The sequence below is a fragment of the Akkermansiaceae bacterium genome (genome assembly GCA_017798145.1).
GTDB lineage: Bacteria > Verrucomicrobiota > Verrucomicrobiia > Verrucomicrobiales > Akkermansiaceae > Luteolibacter.
On the sequence record CP059069.1, the window covers coordinates 2,513,859 to 2,532,752 of the forward strand.

Sequence of the window (18,894 nt, forward strand, 5' to 3'; positions counted from 1 at the left end):
GGTCAGAAGTGGTAGTTGAGCTCGATGGAAAGGCGGGTGGTATCAAAGGGGGCGGGGTTGGCGGCAGTGCCCGCACCGGATGAATCGAACCAGGCGCATTTCACGATGGCGAGGAGGTTGTCGTTGAATTTCCTGGTGAGGGTGGTGTCGTATTCCCAGCCGAAATCGAAGTTCGAATCGTTGTCGCCGAAGAGGTGGAGGCTTTGTGAAAGCCCGATGCCAAGGATGGGCATCGGCACGGCGTGGGTGAGGTAGATGTCGTTGAGGCCGGGGTTGCGGACGAGGCCGATGCGGGGGTTGATGAAGGCGTCGGCATAGCCGTTGTAGGCGTGGACGGTGGCGAGCGGGGTGACGAAGTCCGCGCCGAGGCATTCCCAGCCGAGGGTGAAGGTGTTTTCCCCCGCTTTCATCGAAGCGTTCAAATGGGCGTAGTGCGTTCGGCCGGGCTTGGCTGCGGGCGAGCCGGAAACGTCCGTCTGGAGGGCGAGCTCGCCGTAGAGATTGAACGGTCCGGCGGGTGCGCTGGCGATGATGCCGTAGGTGTTGTTGCTGATGTAGTTCGCGTTGGCGGAGGTGCGGTTGAAATCCATCAGGTAGATATAGCCGGTGAGGGTGGCATCGCGGAAGCCGGTGTAGGCGGCGTGGAGGAGGTGGATGTCGCCCTCGAATGCTTTCAGGGCACCGGAGGCTTCTGAGCCGAAGATGCGGTTGGCGCGGTTGGCGCAGGCGTAGAACAGCGTGAGGTCTTCGATGGAAGTGTTGGTGATGCTGAGGGCATCGTAGGTCTGCTCGTTCTGGCGCCAGACGACGTTCCCTACAAACGCGGCGTTGTCCAGGATGATGCGCTGGCGGCCGGCGATGAGTGTGGTTTCCTCATCGCGGTAGCGGAGAAATGCCTGGTTGAGTTCGTTGGTCCGCGGATCGGAAATTCCGGTGAGGGCGGGGTTGTCGGGGTGGGTGGAGGCTCCGGGCCCGGAATCGTAGTTATTGCATGCGGCCTGCAGGAACTCGCCTTCGATCAGGGTGCTGAAACCGCGGAAGGGGCGTGTTTCCAGGCCGATGCGCTCGCGGAAGGTGAGGGCATTTGCGGAACCGAGGGCGGGTGATCCGATATCGGCGTATTCGTAGCGGGCGCGGATGTCGATGAGCGGCTTGATCCAATCCTCTCCGGCTGGCGGGGTGATGGCGGGGTTTCCCGGCGGAGTCCCGGCCTGGGCAGCTGAGGCGATGAATGCCAGCAAGGGAAGGGTTTTCATGGGGCTACCGGTATTTTGCGGATTGCGGCGAGGGTTGCGGCGGGATCGGCTCCCAGCCCTTCCTGGCGGTGGAGGATTTCCCCGGTGGGGGAAAGCAGGGCGATGATGTTGGAGTGGGCGAAATCGGTTTCGGTGGTTTTGCGGTAGCGGATGCCCAGGGCGACGGAGAGCTCGAGGATGGAGTCCGCGTCGCCGCGCAGCCCGTGCCAGCGTGTTTGGGATACCTTGTATTCGTCGAAAAACGCCTTGATTTGCGCCGGGGAGTCTCGCGCGGGATCGATGGAGACGAAGACGACCGCGAGTTTCTCAAGTTCATCGGCGGAAAGCTGTTTCTCGATCGCGATCAGATCGCTGGCGAGGCGCGGGCAGGCGAATTTGCAGGTGGCGTAGCCCATGGTGATGAGAACGGGGCGGCCCTTGAGGTCGGCGAGGGACATCTGCTTGCCGTGCTGGTTTGTCCAGGTTGCATCGAGCTGGTAGATGGACTCCGTGGCGTGGACTGCGGCGGCTTCCTTTTCCACACAGCAGGGTGCGGCGTGGATGGCTGCGGAGAGGGCAAATAGGAGTGTCACGGCTTTCATGGTCTTGCTGGGCTTGGAACTGTCAGGTCGCGAGCGCCCCGGAAGCCGAGGTTGGCGACCGTGAAATTGCCGCCAAGGCTGGAGCGGAAGGCGAGGCGCATGAAGGCGGCGTAGTTGACCGCATCGGTGGCACTGAGCGCACCGCCGGCGCAGAACAGCGAGCGATCGAGGGAGCTGTCGTTGCGGGCAGCTCCGGTGACCATCTGGTTGTTGAAATCGGAGACCCATTCCCAGACCAGTCCGTGCATGCCGGTGATGCCGCGCAAATCGGTTTCGGCGGTGGTGACGGCGGGGAGGACGGGTGGATTGGGCTTTCCATACCATCCGAGGATGCGGTTCAGGAATGCCGGATCCATGGTGGCATCGACGCGGGTCGCATCGGCGCGGGCGGCGAATTCCCACTCGTCCTCGGTGGGCAGTCGTTTGCCGCAAGCCTTGAGGTAGGCACGGGCGGCGAACCAAGACACCTGGACGACCGGGGCGTCCCCTGGCGCACCCGGGCCAAGTGCGAGGTCTCCTGCCCAGTGGGAGAGGTAGCCTTCGGAGACGAAGAGGCGGCTGGCTTGCGAGCGCCGCCATTTCGGGTTTTCGCGGACGAATTCGAGGAATTCCGCATTGGTGGCAGGACGGCGATCCAGAAGAAATGGGGCGACGGTGCGGGGCTTCCCGCGCTCGCCGAACATGGGCAGATAGCTGCCACCCTCCACCCTTGCCATTTCCGGCGGGATGTTTTTCCCCGCCTCTTCCGCCTGCAGGGTGCAGGTGGCGAGGGACAGGAAAAGGGCTGCGGATTTCATCTCGGTGTCTCCGGTCATTTTCCGGCGGCGCGGATTTTCGCGACCTGTTCCGGGGTGATTTCGATGCCCTTGTTATCCCACTCCGAGTAAACGTAGGTGAGGACATTGGCGACGTTCTCATCGTTGAGGCCGAGGCTTGGCATGATGGACTCGTAGTCCTGGCCGTTGACCTTGATCTTGCCCTCAAGGCCGTGGATGACCACTGCGATGGAGCGATCCACGTTCTCGTTGAGGTAGTCGGATGCGGCGAGCGGCGGGAAGGCTTTGGGCACTCCGCTGCCGTCAGGCATGTGGCAGGCGGCGCAGTTCGCGGCGTAGATGGCCTTGCCTGCGGTGATGCGCTCCGCCTTGTTGGCGGCGGCGGGCGCTGCAACGGCATCGGACGGGATGGTTTGGATCGCGCCTCCCTCGGGGAGATAGACCGTGTCGCTTTTCTGGCCGGAAAAAACGCTTAGGTCCGCCTCGCCGGGGACGTTCATGATACCCAGGGCTCCCTTGTTGAAGGCGCGGAAGATGGAGTGATCGACGAGGATGAAATCGCCCGATGTCTCAAGCTTGAACTCGCAGATCGCGGAGCCGCCGGCAGGGACTAGCGTGGTCTGGACGTTTTCCTGAATCCTGCTGCCGCCCTCGTGGTAAACCCGGTCGAAGATCTCGCCGATCACATGGAAGGACGAAACGAGGTTGGGGCCGCCGTTGCCGACGAAGAGCCGGACTGTATCACCCTTGGAGGCAACAAGGGCTTTCTCACCGGTCATCGATCCTACCGAGCCGTTGAAGACGACGTAATCGGGATTTTCCGCGATGGCCTTCTCCATGTCGAAGCCCTGGAGTCCGGCTTCACCGTATTTCCCGGTGGTGTAGAAGTCGCCTTGGACGACGTAGAACTCCTTGTCGACCTCGGGCAGCCCGCCGATGGGCTCGACGAGGATGAGGCCGTACATTCCATTGGCGATGTGCATGCCGACAGGGGCGGTGGCGCAGTGGTAGATGTAGAGTCCCGGATTGATGGCCTTGAAGGTGAAATTCGTCTGGTGGCCGGGTGTGGTGAAGGTCGCTTTCGCCCCGCCGCCCGGGCCGGTGACCGCGTGGAGGTCGATGTTGTGCGGCATCTTGCTCGTCGGGTGGTTTTTCAGGGTGAAATCGACCTCGTCGTTCTGGCGGACACGCATGAACTTGCCGGGTACGCTGCCTCCGAAGGTCCAGAAGGTGTAGGTGACCCCATCGGCCATGCGCTTGACCACCTCGGTGACCTCGAGATCAACCTTCACCCGGGTCGGGTGGTCGCGGGTGATCCGGGGCGGGACGTTCGGGGCATCCGTGAGCACGGCGACTTCCTCGCCCTTCAGCGGGGCGTCTTCCGCCTCGGAAGGCGCGGTCTGCGTTTCCCCGAGAAGGCGGGTCGTTAGGATCAGGAGCGGAAGGAGGCGGGCGATGGGCTTCATGGTGTTCGGTTTCGGCTCCAATCTGCACAATTCACCCGAAGAAAGAAAGAACAAAATAACTTTTGTTCTTTTTTTATGCCTGTGAATCGTGAGTGCCGGTCGTGCGATAACAATCGGATTGTCCGTGAGCGTCCTTGCGCTATGGTGCGGGCATGTTGGTGAAATTCCTGGATGATGCCGCGCTGGTGGCCGAGGTGAGCCACTTGTTGACGGTGGCGGAGGAGGCTGTGGAGGCGCAGCGCAAGGAGTTCGGGAAAAACGTGATCGACCCTTTTGCCGCGATGTTCGAGATGGCGGGCTTCGGGATGGATCATGCGGGCTGGGTGAACAGCGAGCTGATGCGACAGGCGCAGAAGACCTTGCTAAACCACATCGGCGGATTCCACCAGAACATCCTGGGATCGGTGGCGGGCTGGGAGAACATGAACACCGGCTCGGTCGTCGATCTCGTTTCCGAAAAGCACAGGGTCATCGCGGAGGTGAAGAACAAGCACAACACCCTCAGCGGCGGCAAGCGCTCCGACCAATACTCGAACCTGGAGAAGCTCGTCATGCAGAAGGCGAGCCGCTACCACGGCTACACCGCGTATTTCGTGACGGTCATCCCGAAATCGCCGGAGCGTTTCGACCGCCCGTTCACGCCTTCGGAAAAGGAAACCGGCGCGAAGGTGCCCGAGAACGAGCTGATCCGCGAGATCGACGGCGCGAGTTTCTACGAGCTGGTGACGGGTGAGAAAGATGCTCTCGGGCAGCTTTTCGCTGTGCTGCCAAAAGTCGTCGAAGGCATCACGGACAGGAAAACCGATGCCGCTGACCGCGCGGCACTCAACGCCTATTTCAGCAACGCCTTCGGAGCCTGAGCCGCCTCGATGCGGTTCATCGCGGCGACGATGGACAGTCCCAGCGCCTCGGCGAGGTTGACCGGGACGGCGTTGCCGATCTGTTTGTAAACCGATGACCTGGAACCCGAGAACTCCCAATCGTCGGGAAAGGTCTGGATCCGGGCGTACTCGCGGATCGTGAAGGGGCGGGTCTCCTCCGGGTGGCAGCGCTCGGTCTGTTTCTGCGCGGGCGAGCAGGTGAGCGTCAGGCATGGCTCGTCCCAGCTCATGCGCCGGGCCATGCCGGTTTTCCCTCCGCCGAGGAAAAAGCTTTTCTGCATATACTCGCGCTGGACGCTTTCGGGCAAATCCCGCCAGTAACCGCCGGGCGGCACCTGCCCCATGACTTTTGCCTTCGCTACCGTGTAGCGCTCGCCGGGAGATTCCGGCACGTCACTGGGGAACAGCTCGCCGCGCTTCAAGGCATCGCGGACGGTGTAGATTTTCCCCTCGGGGACGGGCCACCCGAACCCCGCATGGCACGCAACATCGTTGCGGAAGGCTGCGATGATCAGGCGCTCGCGTTTCTGCGGCACTCGGTGATGGATCGCTTTCAGGACGCGCGGTTCGAGCGGCGAGTAGCCGAGCTCGCGGATGACGGCGAGCATGGTTTCCAGCGTGCGGCCCCCATCATGGCGCAGCAGGCCGCGCACGTTTTCCGCAACGACCACCGCGGGCCTCGTCTCGTCGATGGCGCGCGCCCATTCGTAGAAAAGCGTGCCGCGCGTGTCCTTGAAACCGAGCTTCCTGCCCGCGTAGCTGAAGGCCTGGCAAGGAAAGCCTCCTGCCAAAATGTCGGCCTTTCCTTGGTAGGCCTTGAAGTCGATGTTGGCGACGCCGCCCTGGATCACATACCAATCCGGGCGGTTGGCGCGGAGGGTGGCGCACGCATTCCTGTCGATCTCGTTGAGCATGAGGGAGTGCATTCCGGCACGCTCAAGGCCGAGCGCCAGCCCGCCGGCGCCGGCAAAAAGCTCGATGAGCCGGTAAGGCCGCAGCGGCACGGGTCGTGGCGTCGGCGTGCCGGTGTGGAAAAACGGGTTTTGCGGATCGAGCTTGCGGACATCCTCCGCCGCATAGATGCGCTTGCCGGAACGCCCCTCCCGGCGCGCGGTGAGCTTGCCGGATTTCCCCCATGATTCCACGACAGCTTTGGAAACCGAGAAAATGTCAGCGACCTCCGAAACGGAATACAGGGGCTGTTCGCTTGGCATGGGGTTTCCTAGCAGCGATGCCCTCTCAAGGGCAAGGCATTCGGGGGTTCCATGTTCCTCCGGGTTGCGGATCATGCGACCAGGTGCGAATGTGCGGAGATGAGTGAGACGGATGAAATCAAGATCCTGGGCTTCACCGGACAATGCCGGGTGACGGATGCTGCCGGTTTGCGCCGCGCCTTGTCCGCAGGGCTATCGGAAATGAAAACGTTGCTCGGGGCCCGGATGACCGCGATGTGTGGCGCGGCGCCGGGGGCGGATCTCGTTTTCCTACGGGCCTGTGTCGAGCTCCGGATCCCTGCGATCGTGATCCTGCCATCCCCAGTGGCGAATCTCGCGGAGCGGTTCCCGGACAAGGTGGAGTGGAAACTGGCGCAGGATCTCATGGGCGTCGCCCTCGCAAGGTACGTCGCACCCGGTCGGATCACGCCGCACCTGCTCGACTGGGCGGATGCGCTCCTCTTTGCGGGCGGGGAAAACGGCGATGCCGCCAAGGAGGCGAGGGATCTCGGCATACCGTCCCGCATCATCGAACCGGAAGGCTTCGGTGCCCGCTGGGGCGTAGCCTTGGATGCGCCCCGGAGCGCGAGACATGGCTTCGGGACAAGGGCGGATCTGCTGGACTTCCTCGATGCGAGGTTTGGCTACACAGCCTGATGGCCGGCCGCTATGCGGGATTCTCGCCCGCAGCCATTCAGGAATGCCTCGATCTCGGCGAGCAGCAGGTCGCAGCCCTTGTTCCACTTGGTCTCGCCGCGCAGGATCATGGTGCATTCGCGCAGGCCGGTGAAGCGGATGTCCTCCGCACCCGCAAGGCGGAGCTCGGAGATTTCCGACCGGATGTTCTCGAAAAACGCCAGCTCGAAGCCGTTCCCTGCGGCTTTGGCCGCGTGGATGAGCGATACGGTGAGCGGCGGTGCCAGCGGCTCGAGTTTCTCGGCGATGCGTTCGCAACCCATCTTCACCAGCATCTTGCGCATCCGCTCGAAAAGCTCCTCCAGGTGCAGGAGGCGCAACGCGCATTTGTGCTCGAGGTAGAGCTCCACCCCGTTCGTGATTTCCGAAAGCAGCGGGAAATCCTCGTGATCCGCCGCACGCGCCGCGCGGCGCAGCGCGTCCTCCAGCCACGCGGTATCGTAATCGAGCACCTGGTGGGTGCCGATCTGCAGCGCGGGGCGGTTGCCGATGAATGAGATCAAAATGTGACGGAAGTCGGGTGGTTCATTCCTTGAAAAGGCGGCGCTGGAAGGTGTCGCGCGCGGCGCGGCGTGAGAGCGACTGGATCTCGTCGATGAACTCCTTGACGTTCTCGAACTGCCGATACACTGATACGTAGCGAACATACGCCACCGGATCGATCTGGTGGAGCTTGTCCATCACCTTCGCGCCGATCGATGCGGACGGCACCTCGCTGAGATGATCCTTGTGCAGGTCGGTCAAAATTTCCTCCACCGCCCTGTCGAGCCGCTCCATGGAAACCGGGCGTTTCTCGCAGGCCTTGACCAGCCCGCCCATGAGCTTCTCCCGGTGGAGCGATTCGCGCGTGCCGTCCCGTTTCACAACCCGCAGCTCGGTGCGCTCGATCTGCTCGTAGGTCGTGTAGCGGTAGCCGCACTTCAGGCATTCCCGACGACGACGTATCGTCGTCCCATCTTTCGAGGAACGCGAGTCGAGGACTTTGTCTTTTAGGGAACCGCATTGGACGCAACGCATAGTTGGGAACGTGAAACAATGCGCCACACCGTACCACCCGATATGGCACCGTCAATTCAAAAACTACGGCATATTTAGTATGTCGCGAATTTTTCCTATGGATGGGACTTCCTGAATGTGCCGTCCTCGATGTCCTTCTTTGGAAATACCAGCCCCTTCTTCACAGGGTCGATGGACATCTTCCCATCGACCACGCCGTCTTCGTCATCGACTTCGCGGATGAAGTCAGCCAACTCGCTGGCGGAAACAATTTCCCGATCCACCAGGAAACGTGTGAGCGCCTGGATCGCAAGCTTCTGCCTGCCGATTTCATCCCGCATGGCGTCGATCTGCTGATCACGGCTGCGGATTTTGCTGGCGCTCCTCTCATGGGCGGCGCGCACCATGGAGATTTCCCTCTCCGCATCCGCAATGTCCAATCTGTTCCCGATATCACCCAGCAAAATTGTTCTCATCCATCCCATAGTGACATTACGGTAGATTATCAGGATGGGGCAACAAGCAGGAATCCTCGGTTTTCTTCCGTCAAGCCTTCCCCCACACCGCCACCCACCTATCCACGCTCTTCCCTTCCGCATCAGGCAGGTCGCGCGAGCTGGTGTTGCGGAGATTCGCAAGCATTACCGCACCTCTCTCCCTCATGCTTGCCGTTAGAAGCTCGTGCTCCAGATCGAAGTACGACGTGCATACGAGATGGCCGCCGTCCTTCAGCGCCGCCAAAGCCTCGTCGAGGATGCCCTCCCAGACCATCGGCTCATGCCAGTAGTTCTGGTGGCGGATGAAAACGATATCGAACTCCGGCAAGCCCTCCATCCGGCCTATCATCGCCGCGTTGCCCTCACGGAAATCAATCTCACCGCCCGGCAGCTCCCAGCGTTTCCTCGCCTCCCCGATCGCATCGCTGCGCAGGTCCATACCGAGGTAAAACCCTATCTCCGCCGGTGCCACCGCCGCCGCCAGCACCCCGGTCTCATCCGCCCGCCCGCAGGCAAGGTTCAGCACCACCAGTTTTCCGGAAAAGCGCAGTCCGGCCAGCGTGAACACCTCGCCCAGAAGCACCCGCAGCCGCCGGACATCGCCGTCTATGCCTTCGTGGGAAAATGGGAGCCGCTGAATCATCCGCCACCGAGATTCACGACCCTTTCCGCCTCTGGCCATCCGAAAATCCCCCCCCTGCGGAAGATACGCGCAGTCTAACGCAAGCCGTGCGATGCGCGTTTCCCGGGCATTTGCTCCACTCACCCCGTGGACGCACTCGCCATCACCATCCTCGTCAGCACCTGCCTCGCTGCGTTTTTCGTCGTCTGCTTCGCGGTGGAGTCGCGCCGCTCCCGCCGTTCCAGCCTCGAACACGATTCCCTCCTACCCCTCGACTCCGACAACCGGAATTCCTGACCCCTAACTCCTGACACCCTTCCCCATTCTCCCATGACCACCGAAATCACCTACGACGACAAGACCGTCCGCCGCTTCATGAACGCCTCCATCTTCTGGGGCATTGTCGGGATGCTCGTCGGCGTCCTCGCCGCCACCCAGCTCTCGTGGTGGCAGATGAACGGGAAATTCCTGGAAACCATCACCTTCGGCCTCTTCAAGGGCGAAGGCCTCGCCTACATCACCTTCGGCCGGATCCGCCCGCTCCATACCAATGCGGTCATCTTCGCCTTCGTCGGGAACATGGTGTTCGCGGGCGTCTATTACTCCACCCAGCGGCTCTGCAAATGCCGCACCGCATCCGACCTGCTTTCCGCCATCCATTTCTGGGGCTGGCAGCTCATCATCGTCGGGGCCGCGCTGACCCTTCCCGCCGGCCTCACCCGCGGCAAGGAATACGCAGAACTCATCTGGCCGCTGAACATCGGCGTCGTCCTCATCTGGGTGGTCTTCGGCGCGAATTTCTTCTGGACCCTCGCGAAACGCAACGAGAAATCACTCTACGTCTCCCTCTGGTTCTACATCGCGACGATCATCACCATCGCGATGCTCTACATCGTCAACCACCTCTCCATCCCCACCTCGCTCACCCACTCCTACCCGATTTTCGGCGGGGTGCAGGATGCCCTCGTCCAGTGGTGGTACGGCCACAACGCCGTCGCCTTCTTCCTGACCACCCCGATCCTCGGGATCATGTATTATTTCATCCCGAAGGCGGCGGATCGCCCGGTGTATTCCTACCGGCTTTCCATCATCCACTTCTGGGCGCTCGTCTTCATCTACATCTGGGCCGGCCCCCACCACCTGCTCAACACCGCCCTGCCGCGCTGGCTGCAGATGCTCGGCATGCTCTTCTCCCTCATGCTCTGGGCGCCATCATGGGCGGGCATGCTCAACGGACTGCTCACACTGCGCGGCGCATGGGACAAACTCCGCACCGATCCCGTCATCAAGTTTTTCGCCGTCGCCGTCACCTTCTACGGGATGGCCACTTTCGAGGGCCCGCTGCTCTCCATCCGCGCGGTCAATTCCCTCTCCCACTACACCGACTGGACCGTCGGCCACGTTCACTCCGGCGCGCTGGGCTGGAACGGCTTCATGGCCGCCGGCATGTTCTACTGGCTCGCCCCGCGCCTCTGGAAAACCAAGCTCTGGTCCACTTCGCTCGCCAACATGCACTTCTGGATCGGCCTGGTCGGCATCCTCCTTTACGTCGCCTCCATGTGGGTCGCCGGCATCACCCAGGGACTCATGCTTTCCGAGACCAATCCCGGCGGTGCCACACTGAAATACGAGTTTGTCGAGACCCTCAAGCAAATCAACCCGATGTATATCCTCCGCTCCATCGGCGGTACGTTCTACTTCCTCGGCTTCATCCTCTGTGCATTCAACATCTTCATGACCGCCCGTTCCGGGAAAGCCACCGACGACACCGTGGAGGTCAACGTCCTTGCCAAGGAGCAGAAGGACAAGCTCCGCATCGGCACCGCACTGCGCCAGGATCCCGTGGTCTATGCGGTCTCCGGCATCGCTTTCATGATCCTCTGGTTCCTGCTGCCGCCCCACGCGGACAAGGCCGCGCTCGTCGTCGCCGTCATCGTTTTCGCAAAGGGATTCCTGCTCTTCAAAAAGGAAACGAAATCCTGGTCCGACTACTTCGATAGCCTGCTGGAAAACTACCTTCCCTTCACCGTCCTCATCTTCTTCGCCGTCGCCATCGGCGGCGGGGTGCAGATCATCCCCTCGCTCCTCGTGAACAAGTCCACGAACATGGAGGATCGCATCCAGCTCCCCTACACCCCGCTCGAGCTCGCGGGCCGCGACATCTACGTCGCGGAGGGCTGCTACAACTGCCACTCGCAGATGATACGCACCCTCGTCCCGGATGTCCTCCGATACGGCCCAACCGAGGAGCAGGGATACTCCCGCATGGGTGAGTCCCTCTACGATCACCCCCACCAGTGGGGATCGAAACGCACCGGCCCAGACCTCGCCCGGGAAGGCGGTGCGCTCGCCGCAGGTTCCGAAACCATGCGCTCCGGCAAGCGTGACAACCTCTGGCACTTCAACCACTTCTGGGATCCCCGCCAGACATCCCCCGGCTCGAACATGCCGCCCTACGCATTCCTTTTCTCGAAAAAGGCGGACCTGAAGTCGCTCCCGAAGAAAATCGCCGCCCAGTCCGCGCTCGGCGTGCCATGGCCCGCCATGACGAAGGACGAGATCGAGCAATCCGCCCGCGACCAGGCCATGGAAATCAGCGACGCACTCGTGAAAGCCGGAGCCTTCCTCCCCGATGAAAGCGAACTCACCGAAGAGCAGCTCACGCGCCGCCTCGCGGACACGGAGGTAGTGGCCCTCATCGCCTACATGCAGAAACTCGGCACCTACGAGGCCAGCGCCCCGCTCAAGAAGATCAACGACCCCGACTCCCTCCGCGAAACCCGCCGCACCCCCGAACCCGCCCCCGAAGCCACCTCAGCCCGGTAATTTCAGCGTCTTCCTCCATAGCATTCCGTCCGAGCCAGAAGGCTTCGCATCCAACCAGCATTCGCCGCCGCCCATTCCGCTTCCAGTTTTCAGAACCCCAGCATCCACACGATCATGTTCCACCGAGTCATCCACGAACACTGGGCCGCCATCGTCCCCATCATCTCCTTCGCCATCACGGCCGGCGTCTTCCTCTTCGTCTCCATCCGCGCCATCCGCCTCCCGAAATCCCGCCGCGAGAAACTCGCCCGCATCCCGCTCGACTGACCCCTGCCCCCATCCACCATGTCCAACGAACCCGAAATCCGCCGCGCCCAATTCGCAGAAAAGAAAGGCGAGGTCGTGCTCCGCGACCACGTATACGATGGCATCCGCGAATACGACCAGAAGCTTCCCAACTGGTGGCTCGTCATCTTCCTGGCCGGCAACATCTTCTTCGTCGTCTGGTGGTTCGCCTACTACAACCTCGGCCTCTCGCAGACCGATGAGGAAAAGATCGATGCCGCCATGGCCGTCATCGCCGATGCGAAGGCCAAGGCGCTCGACGAAATGCTCGCCAAGCTCACCGACGAGGCCCTCGTCAACGAATGGGCCACGGATGCCTCCCGCGTCGCCTCCGGCCAGGCCATTTATCAGCAGAACTGCATCGCCTGCCACGGCCAGGATCTCGCCGCAAAGATAGACATCGGCGGAGGCCAGTCCGTCCCCCTCCCCGGCCTTTCGCTCACCGACGGCGAGTGGAAATACGGAGCCAAACCCATGGACATTTTCCGCATCATCAACGAAGGCACCCCCGCCAACTCGCCCGGCCACAACGGCGCGAAGATGGAAGCCTGGGGCCTGAAAATGCCCCCCGTCCAGGTCGCCGAGCTCACCGCTTTCATAATCAGCGAAAACAAGGCGGAGTTCGCAGAGTGAGGGGGCGCCGACTTCAGTCGGCCTGTTCTGGCGCCCCTAGCTTGAGGTGGGCCCGCCCTTCTCGCCGGCACCGCTCCGAGCAATACCTCACCTCATCCCAAACCTTCTCCCACTTCTTCCGCCAAGCGAAAGGCCTGCCGCAAACCACACAGTCCTTCCGGGGCAGATCGGATTTCCTCACCTTCGGGGGCATGGGCTGAGTATCCCACACATCCCCTCTTCCGCCAACACACTACCGATGCCCTGCGGGGCTCCGTGGCCTAAGCCCCCGCAAGGCCGCGCCCGATTTCTTTCATCGCCGCTTCGTCAGCCTCCGCCCCGGCGCGGGATCCCACGGTCAAAGCAGCTCAAGGAACACCGGCAGGATCTTGAGGAAAAGCGAGTTCTTTCCGCCGCGTGCGAGCTGCTGGGCGACGAGATCGGCGGGTGCCTCCGGATCGGCGGGGGAGAGGGAGCTGACGTGGTAGTCGCCGCAATTGATCTCGCGGAGAAGGTGGGTTGAGCCTTTCTCGCGGCTGACGCGGACTGTGGTGGCACCGGATGAGAGCTCGACGAGGCCGATGGGGGCGGAGTTTCCCGAGCATTCCACTTCCACGGCGATGCGCTGCCCGTTCTTGGTCTCGAAATGGGTCTTCCCGGAAATTCTCCACCCCGCCTGGACGGCGAGCCACGCCAGGATCTGGAGGGCGGTGTTGCGGTCCGAGGGGTTGTGCAGGATACGGATTTTCCCGATGTCCCCGAGGATGGTCTGAGCCACCGAATCATCGAAGAGTCCGGCTATGCCGACTCGGTACTGCCAGCAACGGGTCCAGGCGAGATCCTGGACGACGAGGGCGGCATTCGACTGGGCTGCTTCGGAAATTTTCGCGAATCCGCCCTTCACGTCGCCCCAGCCGGAGCTATCGACGATGAGCCTGTCGATGACGCTGGCGAGGCGCTCGGTGAAGACTTCCGAAAGCTCCCCCTGCCACCAGAAGATCAGGGGCAGGTCGGAGTTGAGGTGGGAGAAGACGGTGTTGCGGAAACGGCCGGTGACGCGGCCGGTGAGGCGGAAGGCGATCTGCTCGCAGCAAACGGATTTCTGGCCGTGGGAGAGGTGGCAGTGGGCGGTGATCCAGGCGCGGAGGGACGCCTCCTCGTTGCGGTTGATCTCCACGAGGATGGCGCGGCAGGCGTTGTCGCGGGTCAGGTCGCTGATGATGCGTGAGTTCTCCAGAAGGCCACCGGGTTTTTCCGTATAGACCACGAGGTTCATCAGGGACGCGTTTGTCCGGGCTTCGTCCTGCTCCCAGAGCTTGCGCAGCTCGAGATCGATCTCGGAGACTTTCACCTCCTTGCCCAGTTCTGAATAATCGTCCATGCCTTTGGATCCCATTAAAGTCTGCGCCATGCGAAGCCGTCGCGCTTGATCATGTCATCCGCTTCCCGCGGCCCCCAGGAGCCGGCGACGAACTCGGCGATGGGCGGCTTGTTGTCGGACTCATGCCAGGCGCGCTCGATGTGGTCGATGAAGCGCCATGCCTCCTCCACCTCGTCGCGGCGGGCGAAGAGGGTGGCGTCGCCTGCGATCGCATCGAGGATGAGGCGCTCGTAGGCTTCCGGGCTGCCTTTGCCGAAGCTGGTGGCGTAGTGGAAATCCATTTTCACCGGCTCAAGGCGGAGGCTGGTGCCGGGGATTTTCGAGACCATGCGGAGGGAGATCCCCTCGTCCGGCTGGATGCGGATGACGAGCACGTTGCCGCCTGGTACGCCGCCGGGGAGGGCGCTGAAAAGCACGGAGGGGGCGTCCTTGAAATGGATGGAGATCTCGGTGGATTTCTTGGGCAGGCGCTTGCCCATGCGGATGTAGAATGGCACGCCGCTCCATCGCCAGGTGTCGATGAGGAGGCGGACGGCGACGTAGGCTTCCGTTTCCGATGTGGGGGAAACGCGGTCTTCCTCGCGGTAGCCGGGGACGGGCGTGCCATCCACGTGACCCGCAGTATATTGGGCGCGGACAACGTTTTCAGCGACCTTTTCCGGCGTATCCCACTGCCGTAGCGAGCGGATGACCTTTACCTTCTCGTCGCGGACGCCATCGGCGGAGAGGTCGGTCGGAGGCTCCATGGCGACGAGGCTGAGGAGCTGGAGGAGGTGGTTCTGCACCATGTCGCGGAGAGCGCCGGACTTCTCGTAATAGCCGCCGCGCCCGCCCTCCATGCCGAGGTTTTCCGCGCAGGTGATCTGGATGTGGCCGATGTACTTGCTGTTCCACAGCGGCTCGAAGATGGCGTTGGCGAAGCGCAGCACCATGAGGTTCTGGGCGGTTTCCTTGCCGAGGTAGTGGTCGATGCGGTAGGTGTCCTTCTCGTGGAAGGTCTCGTTGACCACCTGGTTGAGGTGTTTGGCGGTGGCGAGGTTGGTGCCGAAGGGTTTTTCCACGATTACGCGCGCCCAGCAGCCGTCCTTGGCCTCGTTGAGTCCGGCGGATTTCAGGTGCAGGAGGATGTCATCGAAAAACTCCGGTGCGGAGGCGATGTAGAATAGCCGGTTGCCCTTGCCGCCCCGGCCTGCATCGATCTCATCGAGTTTTGCCGCCAGCGAGGCATAGCCCGCATCGTCGGTGAATTCGGAACAATGATAGCTGACGCTGCCGATGAAATTCCCCCAGATCTCGGGATCATGGCCGCTGCGCGAAACCTTTTTGTTCAGCTCCTCCAGCCCGCTCCGGAATTCCTCGTCGGATTTCTCCCGGCGGGCGAAGCCGATGATGTTGACGCCGGTGGGCAGTTCGCCATCGACGGCGAGGTTGTAGAGTGCGGGGATGAGCTTGCGGTGGGTGAGGTCTCCCGTCGCCCCGAAAATGACGATGCTGCAAGGCTCCGGTCGGTTGCGGGAAACGAGGTCTTCGCGGAAAGGATTGGACATGGCGCTGGGGGCAGCATCCGCCTGTGGCCCGGCGAGGGAAAGCCAAAACAGGCCGTAGGATCAATTGTTGGGGGGCGCCGGTTTCAGCCGATCAGCTCGGCATATGCGGCGGGGCTGAGCAGGCCGGAAAGCTGGTCTGGCTTGGTGAGCCTGAGTTTGAAGATCCAGCCGGCTCCGTAGGGGTCGGTGTTGACCAGCGAGGGATCCGCCTCGACGGAGGGGTTCACCTCGATGACCTCCCCGGAGATGGGGGCGTAGATATCGGAGGCGGCCTTGACGGATTCCACCACGGCGGTGGGATCGCCGGCATCCACCGTGCGGCCCATCGCGGGCAGTTCGACGAAGACCACATCGGTGAGTTCCGCCTGGGCGTGGTCGGAGATCCCCACGGTGGCGGTGTCGCCATCGACACGCGCCCATTCGTGTGAGGACTGGAAAAGGAGGTCTGCGGGGATGTTCGTTGCGCTCATGTCTGTGGGATTTGTGGAGGATTCGCGGCGGCTAAGGAAGGGGAAATTTCGCGGTTTTTCTGGGCTCAGGCTTTTTTGAGGAAGGGTTTCCTGACGGTGACGGCGCTGAAGCGGCGGCCGCGGATGTCGATGAGGAGGGGAGTGCCGGGTTTTGCGTGGGCGGCGGGCAGGTAGGCCATGGCGATGCCCTTCCCGAGGGTGGGGGAGAGGACGCCGCTGGAGAGTTCGCCGAGCGTTTCGCCATCGGCGGAGAGGACGGGGTAGTGAGGGCGCGGTGGCGGCCCCTTTTCGGTGAGCTCGATGGCGGTGAGCTTGCTTTCCGCACCGGAGGCCTTTTGGGATGCGAGTGTTTCGCGGCCGATGAAATCGGGTTTTTCGAGATCGCAGAAGAATCCCAGGCCGGCCTCGATGGGCGAGCGCTCGGGGGAGAGGTCGTTGCCGTTGAGCGGGTAGCACATTTCGAGGCGCAGGGTGTCGCGCGCGCCGAGGCCGCAGGGAGTGGCTCCGGCGGCGATGAATTTCTCGAAGGCGGCGATGCCGTTCTCGGCCGGGCAGAAGAATTCGTAGCCGTCCTCGCCGGTGTAGCCGGTGCGGCAGACGATGTCCCCGGAGGCTGTTTTTGAAATCCCGTTGCGTGGCGGGAGGGTCTCGCCGGGGAAAAGTTTTGCGAAGATCGCCGCCGCATCCGGGCCCTGGACGGCAAGGCCGGCCCAGGCGGCGGACTCGTTGCGGAGGGTGACGCCGGGGGCGAGGTGTTTTCCCATCCATGCGACGTCCTCGGGGATCATGGAGGCGTTGATGACGAGGAGGGTCTCGCTTTCGGAAAGGCGGTAGGCGATGAGGTCGTCGATGACGCCGCCGCTTTGGTTGAGCATGATCGTGTATTGGCCTTGGCCGGGGGCGAGCTTGGAGAGGTTGTTGGTGAGGAGGGTGTCGAGCCATGCGATGTGGCCCTCGCCGCTGACGAAAACCTGGCCCATGTGGGAGATGTCGAAGACGCCGGCCTTTTCGCGGACGGCGGCGTGCTCGGTGAGGATGGAGGAATACTGCACCGGCATGGCCCAGCCGCCGAAGGGGATGAGCTTTGCCCCGAGGGCGAGGTGGGCGGCTTCTAGCGGGGAGTGGAGGACTGTTTCGGACACGGGGCAAGAGTGTGGGCGGACGGGAAACTCTCAAGGGGAAAAGTCGGCGGGATGCGCGGGTTTCCAAAAAACCGCTTGCGCTGCGGTGGCATTGCCCGAACCCTGCGCGCCTTTCCCCTTCTGGGAAACTTTCCCAAAGCCGCACCATGTTCTCCCGTCTTCCCGCCGCCTGGTTCTCGAATCTCCGGGGCGACATCCTCTCCGGTCTCGTCGTCGCCCTCGCGCTGATCCCCGAGGCCATCGCTTTCTCCATCATCGCCGGGGTGGATCCCAAGGTCGGCCTCTACGCATCCTTCACCATCGCGGTCATCACCTCCTTCGCGGGCGGGCGGCCTGCGATGATTTCCGCCGCGACCGCCGCGATGGCGCTGCTGGTGGGGACGCTGGTGAAAGCCCATGGCGTGGAATACCTCCTCGCCGCGACCGTGCTGACCGGCGTGATCCAATTCATCTTCGGCCTGCTCAAGGTGGGGTCGGTGATGAAATACGTCTCGAAATCGGTGATGACCGGCTTCGTCAACGCGCTGGCGATCCTGATTTTCGCGGCGCAACTGCCGGAGCTGAACCTCGCGAAGGCCGATGTCTCATGGATTGCCTGGGCGATGACGGCGGGCGGCCTCTCCATCATCTACATACTGCCGCGTTTCACGAAAGCCGTCCCCTCCCCGCTCATCTGCATCATCGTGCTCTCGCTGGTCGCCGTTCTTACGGGGATGGATGTCCGGACGGTCGGCGATCTCGGGGCGCTGCCGAGCTCGCTCCCCGCCTTCCTGATCCCGGATGTGCCGCTGAATTTCGAGACGTTCGAGATCATTCTGCCGTTTGCGGTGAGCCTTGCCATCGTCGGCCTGCTGGAGTCCCTGCTGACCGCTCAGATCGTCGACCAGCTCACCGACACGCCCTCCGACAAGAACCGCGAGGCGCGCGGCCAGGGCATCGCGAATTTCATCACCGGCTTCTTCGGCGGGATGGCGGGCTGCGCGATGATAGGCCAGTCCGTGATCAACGTGAAATCCGGCGGGCGCACGCGGCTTTCCACGCTCATCGCCGGGGTGGTGCTCATCATCCTCTGCGTCGTCCTCGGCCCCTGGGTGAGCATGATACCGATGCCCGCGCTGGTGGCGATCATGATCATGGTTTCCATCGGCACGTTCAACTGGGGTTCCTTCAAGAACCTCGCCGTCCACCCGAGGCCGACCAGCCTCGTGATGCTCACGACGGTAGCGGTGACGATCTGGCAGCACAACCTCGCCCTCGGCGTCGGTGCCGGTGTGCTGCTCAGTGCGGTGTTCTTCGCGGGCAAGGTTTCCCAGCTGATGAGCGTGTCCAGCGTGCTTTCCGGGGACACGCGCCGTTACACGGTACACGGCCAGGTTTTCTTCGCCTCCTCGGAGAAATTCCTCGCGGCCTTTGATTTCAAGGAAGTCCTCGAAAAGGTGGTCATCGATGTCTCCCATGCCCATTTCTGGGATCTCAGCTCGGTCGGCGCTCTCGACACGGTGGTTCTGAAATACCGCCGCGAAGGCACCGAGGTGGAAATCCTTGGAATGAACGAGGCAAGTGCCACGATCGTCGGCAAGCTCGCCGAGCACGACAAGCCCGGGGCCGCCGGGCGCATGTCCGGGCACTAACCAGCCTTATCGTTG

Annotated in this window: 21 protein-coding genes; 7 read left to right on the plus strand and 14 right to left on the minus strand. The window is 62.5% G+C overall.

From position 1 onward, the window contains the following. Window positions 1-2 precede the first annotated feature (2 nt). The 4 genes from HZ994_10700 to nirK all read right to left on the minus strand — a co-directional run bounded on the left by HZ994_10700 (window position 3) and on the right by nirK (window position 4,079). Window positions 3-1,256 (minus strand): hypothetical protein, encoded by a 1,254-nt coding sequence (locus HZ994_10700; GenBank protein ID QTN32781.1) that lies wholly within the window; start codon window positions 1,254-1,256, stop codon window positions 3-5. Then, entirely contained in the window at window positions 1,253-1,837 is a 585-nt protein-coding gene (locus HZ994_10705) for an SCO family protein (protein QTN32782.1), read from the minus strand. The genes HZ994_10700 and HZ994_10705 overlap by 4 nt, the downstream gene beginning before the upstream one ends. Next, entirely contained in the window at window positions 1,834-2,553 is a 720-nt protein-coding gene (locus HZ994_10710; protein ID QTN34371.1) for a formylglycine-generating enzyme family protein, read from the minus strand. The genes HZ994_10705 and HZ994_10710 overlap by 4 nt, the downstream gene beginning before the upstream one ends. Window positions 2,554-2,648: 95 nt before the next feature. Continuing rightward, window positions 2,649-4,079 carry a nitrite reductase, copper-containing gene (gene nirK / locus HZ994_10715; GenBank protein ID QTN32783.1) on the minus strand — a complete coding sequence of 477 codons (1,431 nt, stop codon included), beginning with the start codon at window positions 4,077-4,079 and terminating at the stop codon, window positions 2,649-2,651. A gap of 152 nt (window positions 4,080-4,231) precedes the next feature. Between nirK and HZ994_10720 the strand changes: the two genes are divergently transcribed. Beyond that, on the plus strand, window positions 4,232-4,939 hold the full coding sequence (locus tag HZ994_10720; protein QTN32784.1) for an Eco47II family restriction endonuclease: 708 nt from the start codon (window positions 4,232-4,234) through the stop codon (window positions 4,937-4,939). Here the strand turns inward: HZ994_10720 and dcm are convergent. Beyond that, window positions 4,912-6,174 (minus strand): DNA (cytosine-5-)-methyltransferase, encoded by a 1,263-nt coding sequence (gene dcm, locus HZ994_10725; protein QTN34372.1) that lies wholly within the window; start codon window positions 6,172-6,174, stop codon window positions 4,912-4,914. The two genes, HZ994_10720 and dcm, sit on opposite strands and share 28 nt — an antisense overlap. A gap of 99 nt (window positions 6,175-6,273) precedes the next feature. Between dcm and HZ994_10730 the strand changes: the two genes are divergently transcribed. After that, complete coding sequence (locus HZ994_10730; GenBank protein ID QTN32785.1) at window positions 6,274-6,831, plus strand: hypothetical protein; 558 nt, start codon at window positions 6,274-6,276, stop codon at window positions 6,829-6,831. Here HZ994_10730 and HZ994_10735 read toward each other — a convergent pair. From HZ994_10735 to HZ994_10750, 4 genes are all read right to left on the minus strand, one after another. After that, window positions 6,819-7,373 carry a hypothetical protein gene (locus tag HZ994_10735; protein ID QTN32786.1) on the minus strand — a complete coding sequence of 185 codons (555 nt, stop codon included), beginning with the start codon at window positions 7,371-7,373 and terminating at the stop codon, window positions 6,819-6,821. The two genes, HZ994_10730 and HZ994_10735, sit on opposite strands and share 13 nt — an antisense overlap. A 22-nt stretch (window positions 7,374-7,395) precedes the next feature. Continuing rightward, the gene (gene nrdR, locus HZ994_10740; GenBank protein QTN32787.1) at window positions 7,396-7,887 is read right to left on the minus strand and encodes a transcriptional repressor NrdR; all 492 of its coding nucleotides are present in this window, start codon (window positions 7,885-7,887) and stop codon (window positions 7,396-7,398) included. Window positions 7,888-7,982: 95 nt separating this feature from the next. Beyond that, a complete protein-coding gene (locus HZ994_10745; protein QTN32788.1) occupies window positions 7,983-8,342 on the minus strand; it encodes a hypothetical protein in 360 nt (119 codons plus the stop codon). 70 nt (window positions 8,343-8,412) lie between these two features. After that, window positions 8,413-9,006, minus strand: coding sequence for a class I SAM-dependent methyltransferase (locus HZ994_10750; GenBank protein QTN32789.1), 594 nt, complete (start codon window positions 9,004-9,006; stop codon window positions 8,413-8,415). A gap of 126 nt (window positions 9,007-9,132) precedes the next feature. Between HZ994_10750 and HZ994_10755 the strand changes: the two genes are divergently transcribed. The 4 genes from HZ994_10755 to HZ994_10770 all read left to right on the plus strand — a co-directional run bounded on the left by HZ994_10755 (window position 9,133) and on the right by HZ994_10770 (window position 12,729). Continuing rightward, window positions 9,133-9,282, plus strand: a complete 150-nt coding sequence (locus tag HZ994_10755; GenBank protein QTN32790.1) for a hypothetical protein — start codon at window positions 9,133-9,135, stop codon at window positions 9,280-9,282. 33 nt (window positions 9,283-9,315) lie between these two features. Then, window positions 9,316-11,811 carry a cytochrome-c oxidase, cbb3-type subunit I gene (gene ccoN, locus HZ994_10760; protein ID QTN32791.1) on the plus strand — a complete coding sequence of 832 codons (2,496 nt, stop codon included), beginning with the start codon at window positions 9,316-9,318 and terminating at the stop codon, window positions 11,809-11,811. Window positions 11,812-11,925: 114 nt separating this feature from the next. Next, window positions 11,926-12,078 (plus strand): hypothetical protein, encoded by a 153-nt coding sequence (locus tag HZ994_10765; GenBank protein ID QTN32792.1) that lies wholly within the window; start codon window positions 11,926-11,928, stop codon window positions 12,076-12,078. A gap of 18 nt (window positions 12,079-12,096) precedes the next feature. Then, on the plus strand, window positions 12,097-12,729 hold the full coding sequence (locus HZ994_10770) for a c-type cytochrome (protein QTN32793.1): 633 nt from the start codon (window positions 12,097-12,099) through the stop codon (window positions 12,727-12,729). Between the two features lie 13 nt (window positions 12,730-12,742). Here the strand turns inward: HZ994_10770 and HZ994_10775 are convergent, their stop codons facing one another. The 5 genes from HZ994_10775 to gcvT form a co-directional block, all read right to left on the minus strand. After that, window positions 12,743-12,922, minus strand: a complete 180-nt coding sequence (locus tag HZ994_10775; GenBank protein QTN32794.1) for a DUF2256 domain-containing protein — start codon at window positions 12,920-12,922, stop codon at window positions 12,743-12,745. A 144-nt stretch (window positions 12,923-13,066) separates the two neighbouring features. Next, window positions 13,067-14,119 (minus strand): glucose-6-phosphate dehydrogenase assembly protein OpcA, encoded by a 1,053-nt coding sequence (locus tag HZ994_10780; GenBank protein ID QTN32795.1) that lies wholly within the window; start codon window positions 14,117-14,119, stop codon window positions 13,067-13,069. Beyond that, window positions 14,104-15,636, minus strand: coding sequence for a glucose-6-phosphate dehydrogenase (zwf, locus tag HZ994_10785; GenBank protein ID QTN32796.1), 1,533 nt, complete (start codon window positions 15,634-15,636; stop codon window positions 14,104-14,106). Before zwf ends, HZ994_10780 begins: the two co-directional genes overlap by 16 nt. 83 nt (window positions 15,637-15,719) lie before the next feature. Further along, a complete protein-coding gene (gene gcvH, locus HZ994_10790) occupies window positions 15,720-16,106 on the minus strand; it encodes a glycine cleavage system protein GcvH (protein QTN32797.1) in 387 nt (128 codons plus the stop codon). A 65-nt stretch (window positions 16,107-16,171) separates the two neighbouring features. Continuing rightward, entirely contained in the window at window positions 16,172-17,248 is a 1,077-nt protein-coding gene (gene gcvT / locus HZ994_10795; GenBank protein ID QTN32798.1) for a glycine cleavage system aminomethyltransferase GcvT, read from the minus strand. 146 nt (window positions 17,249-17,394) lie between these two features. On the opposite strand from gcvT, the gene HZ994_10800 reads away from it, so the two are divergent. Next, window positions 17,395-18,879: a SulP family inorganic anion transporter gene (locus HZ994_10800; protein QTN32799.1), complete on the plus strand. Its 1,485-nt coding sequence runs from the start codon at window positions 17,395-17,397 to the stop codon at window positions 18,877-18,879. Window positions 18,880-18,894 lie beyond the last annotated feature (15 nt).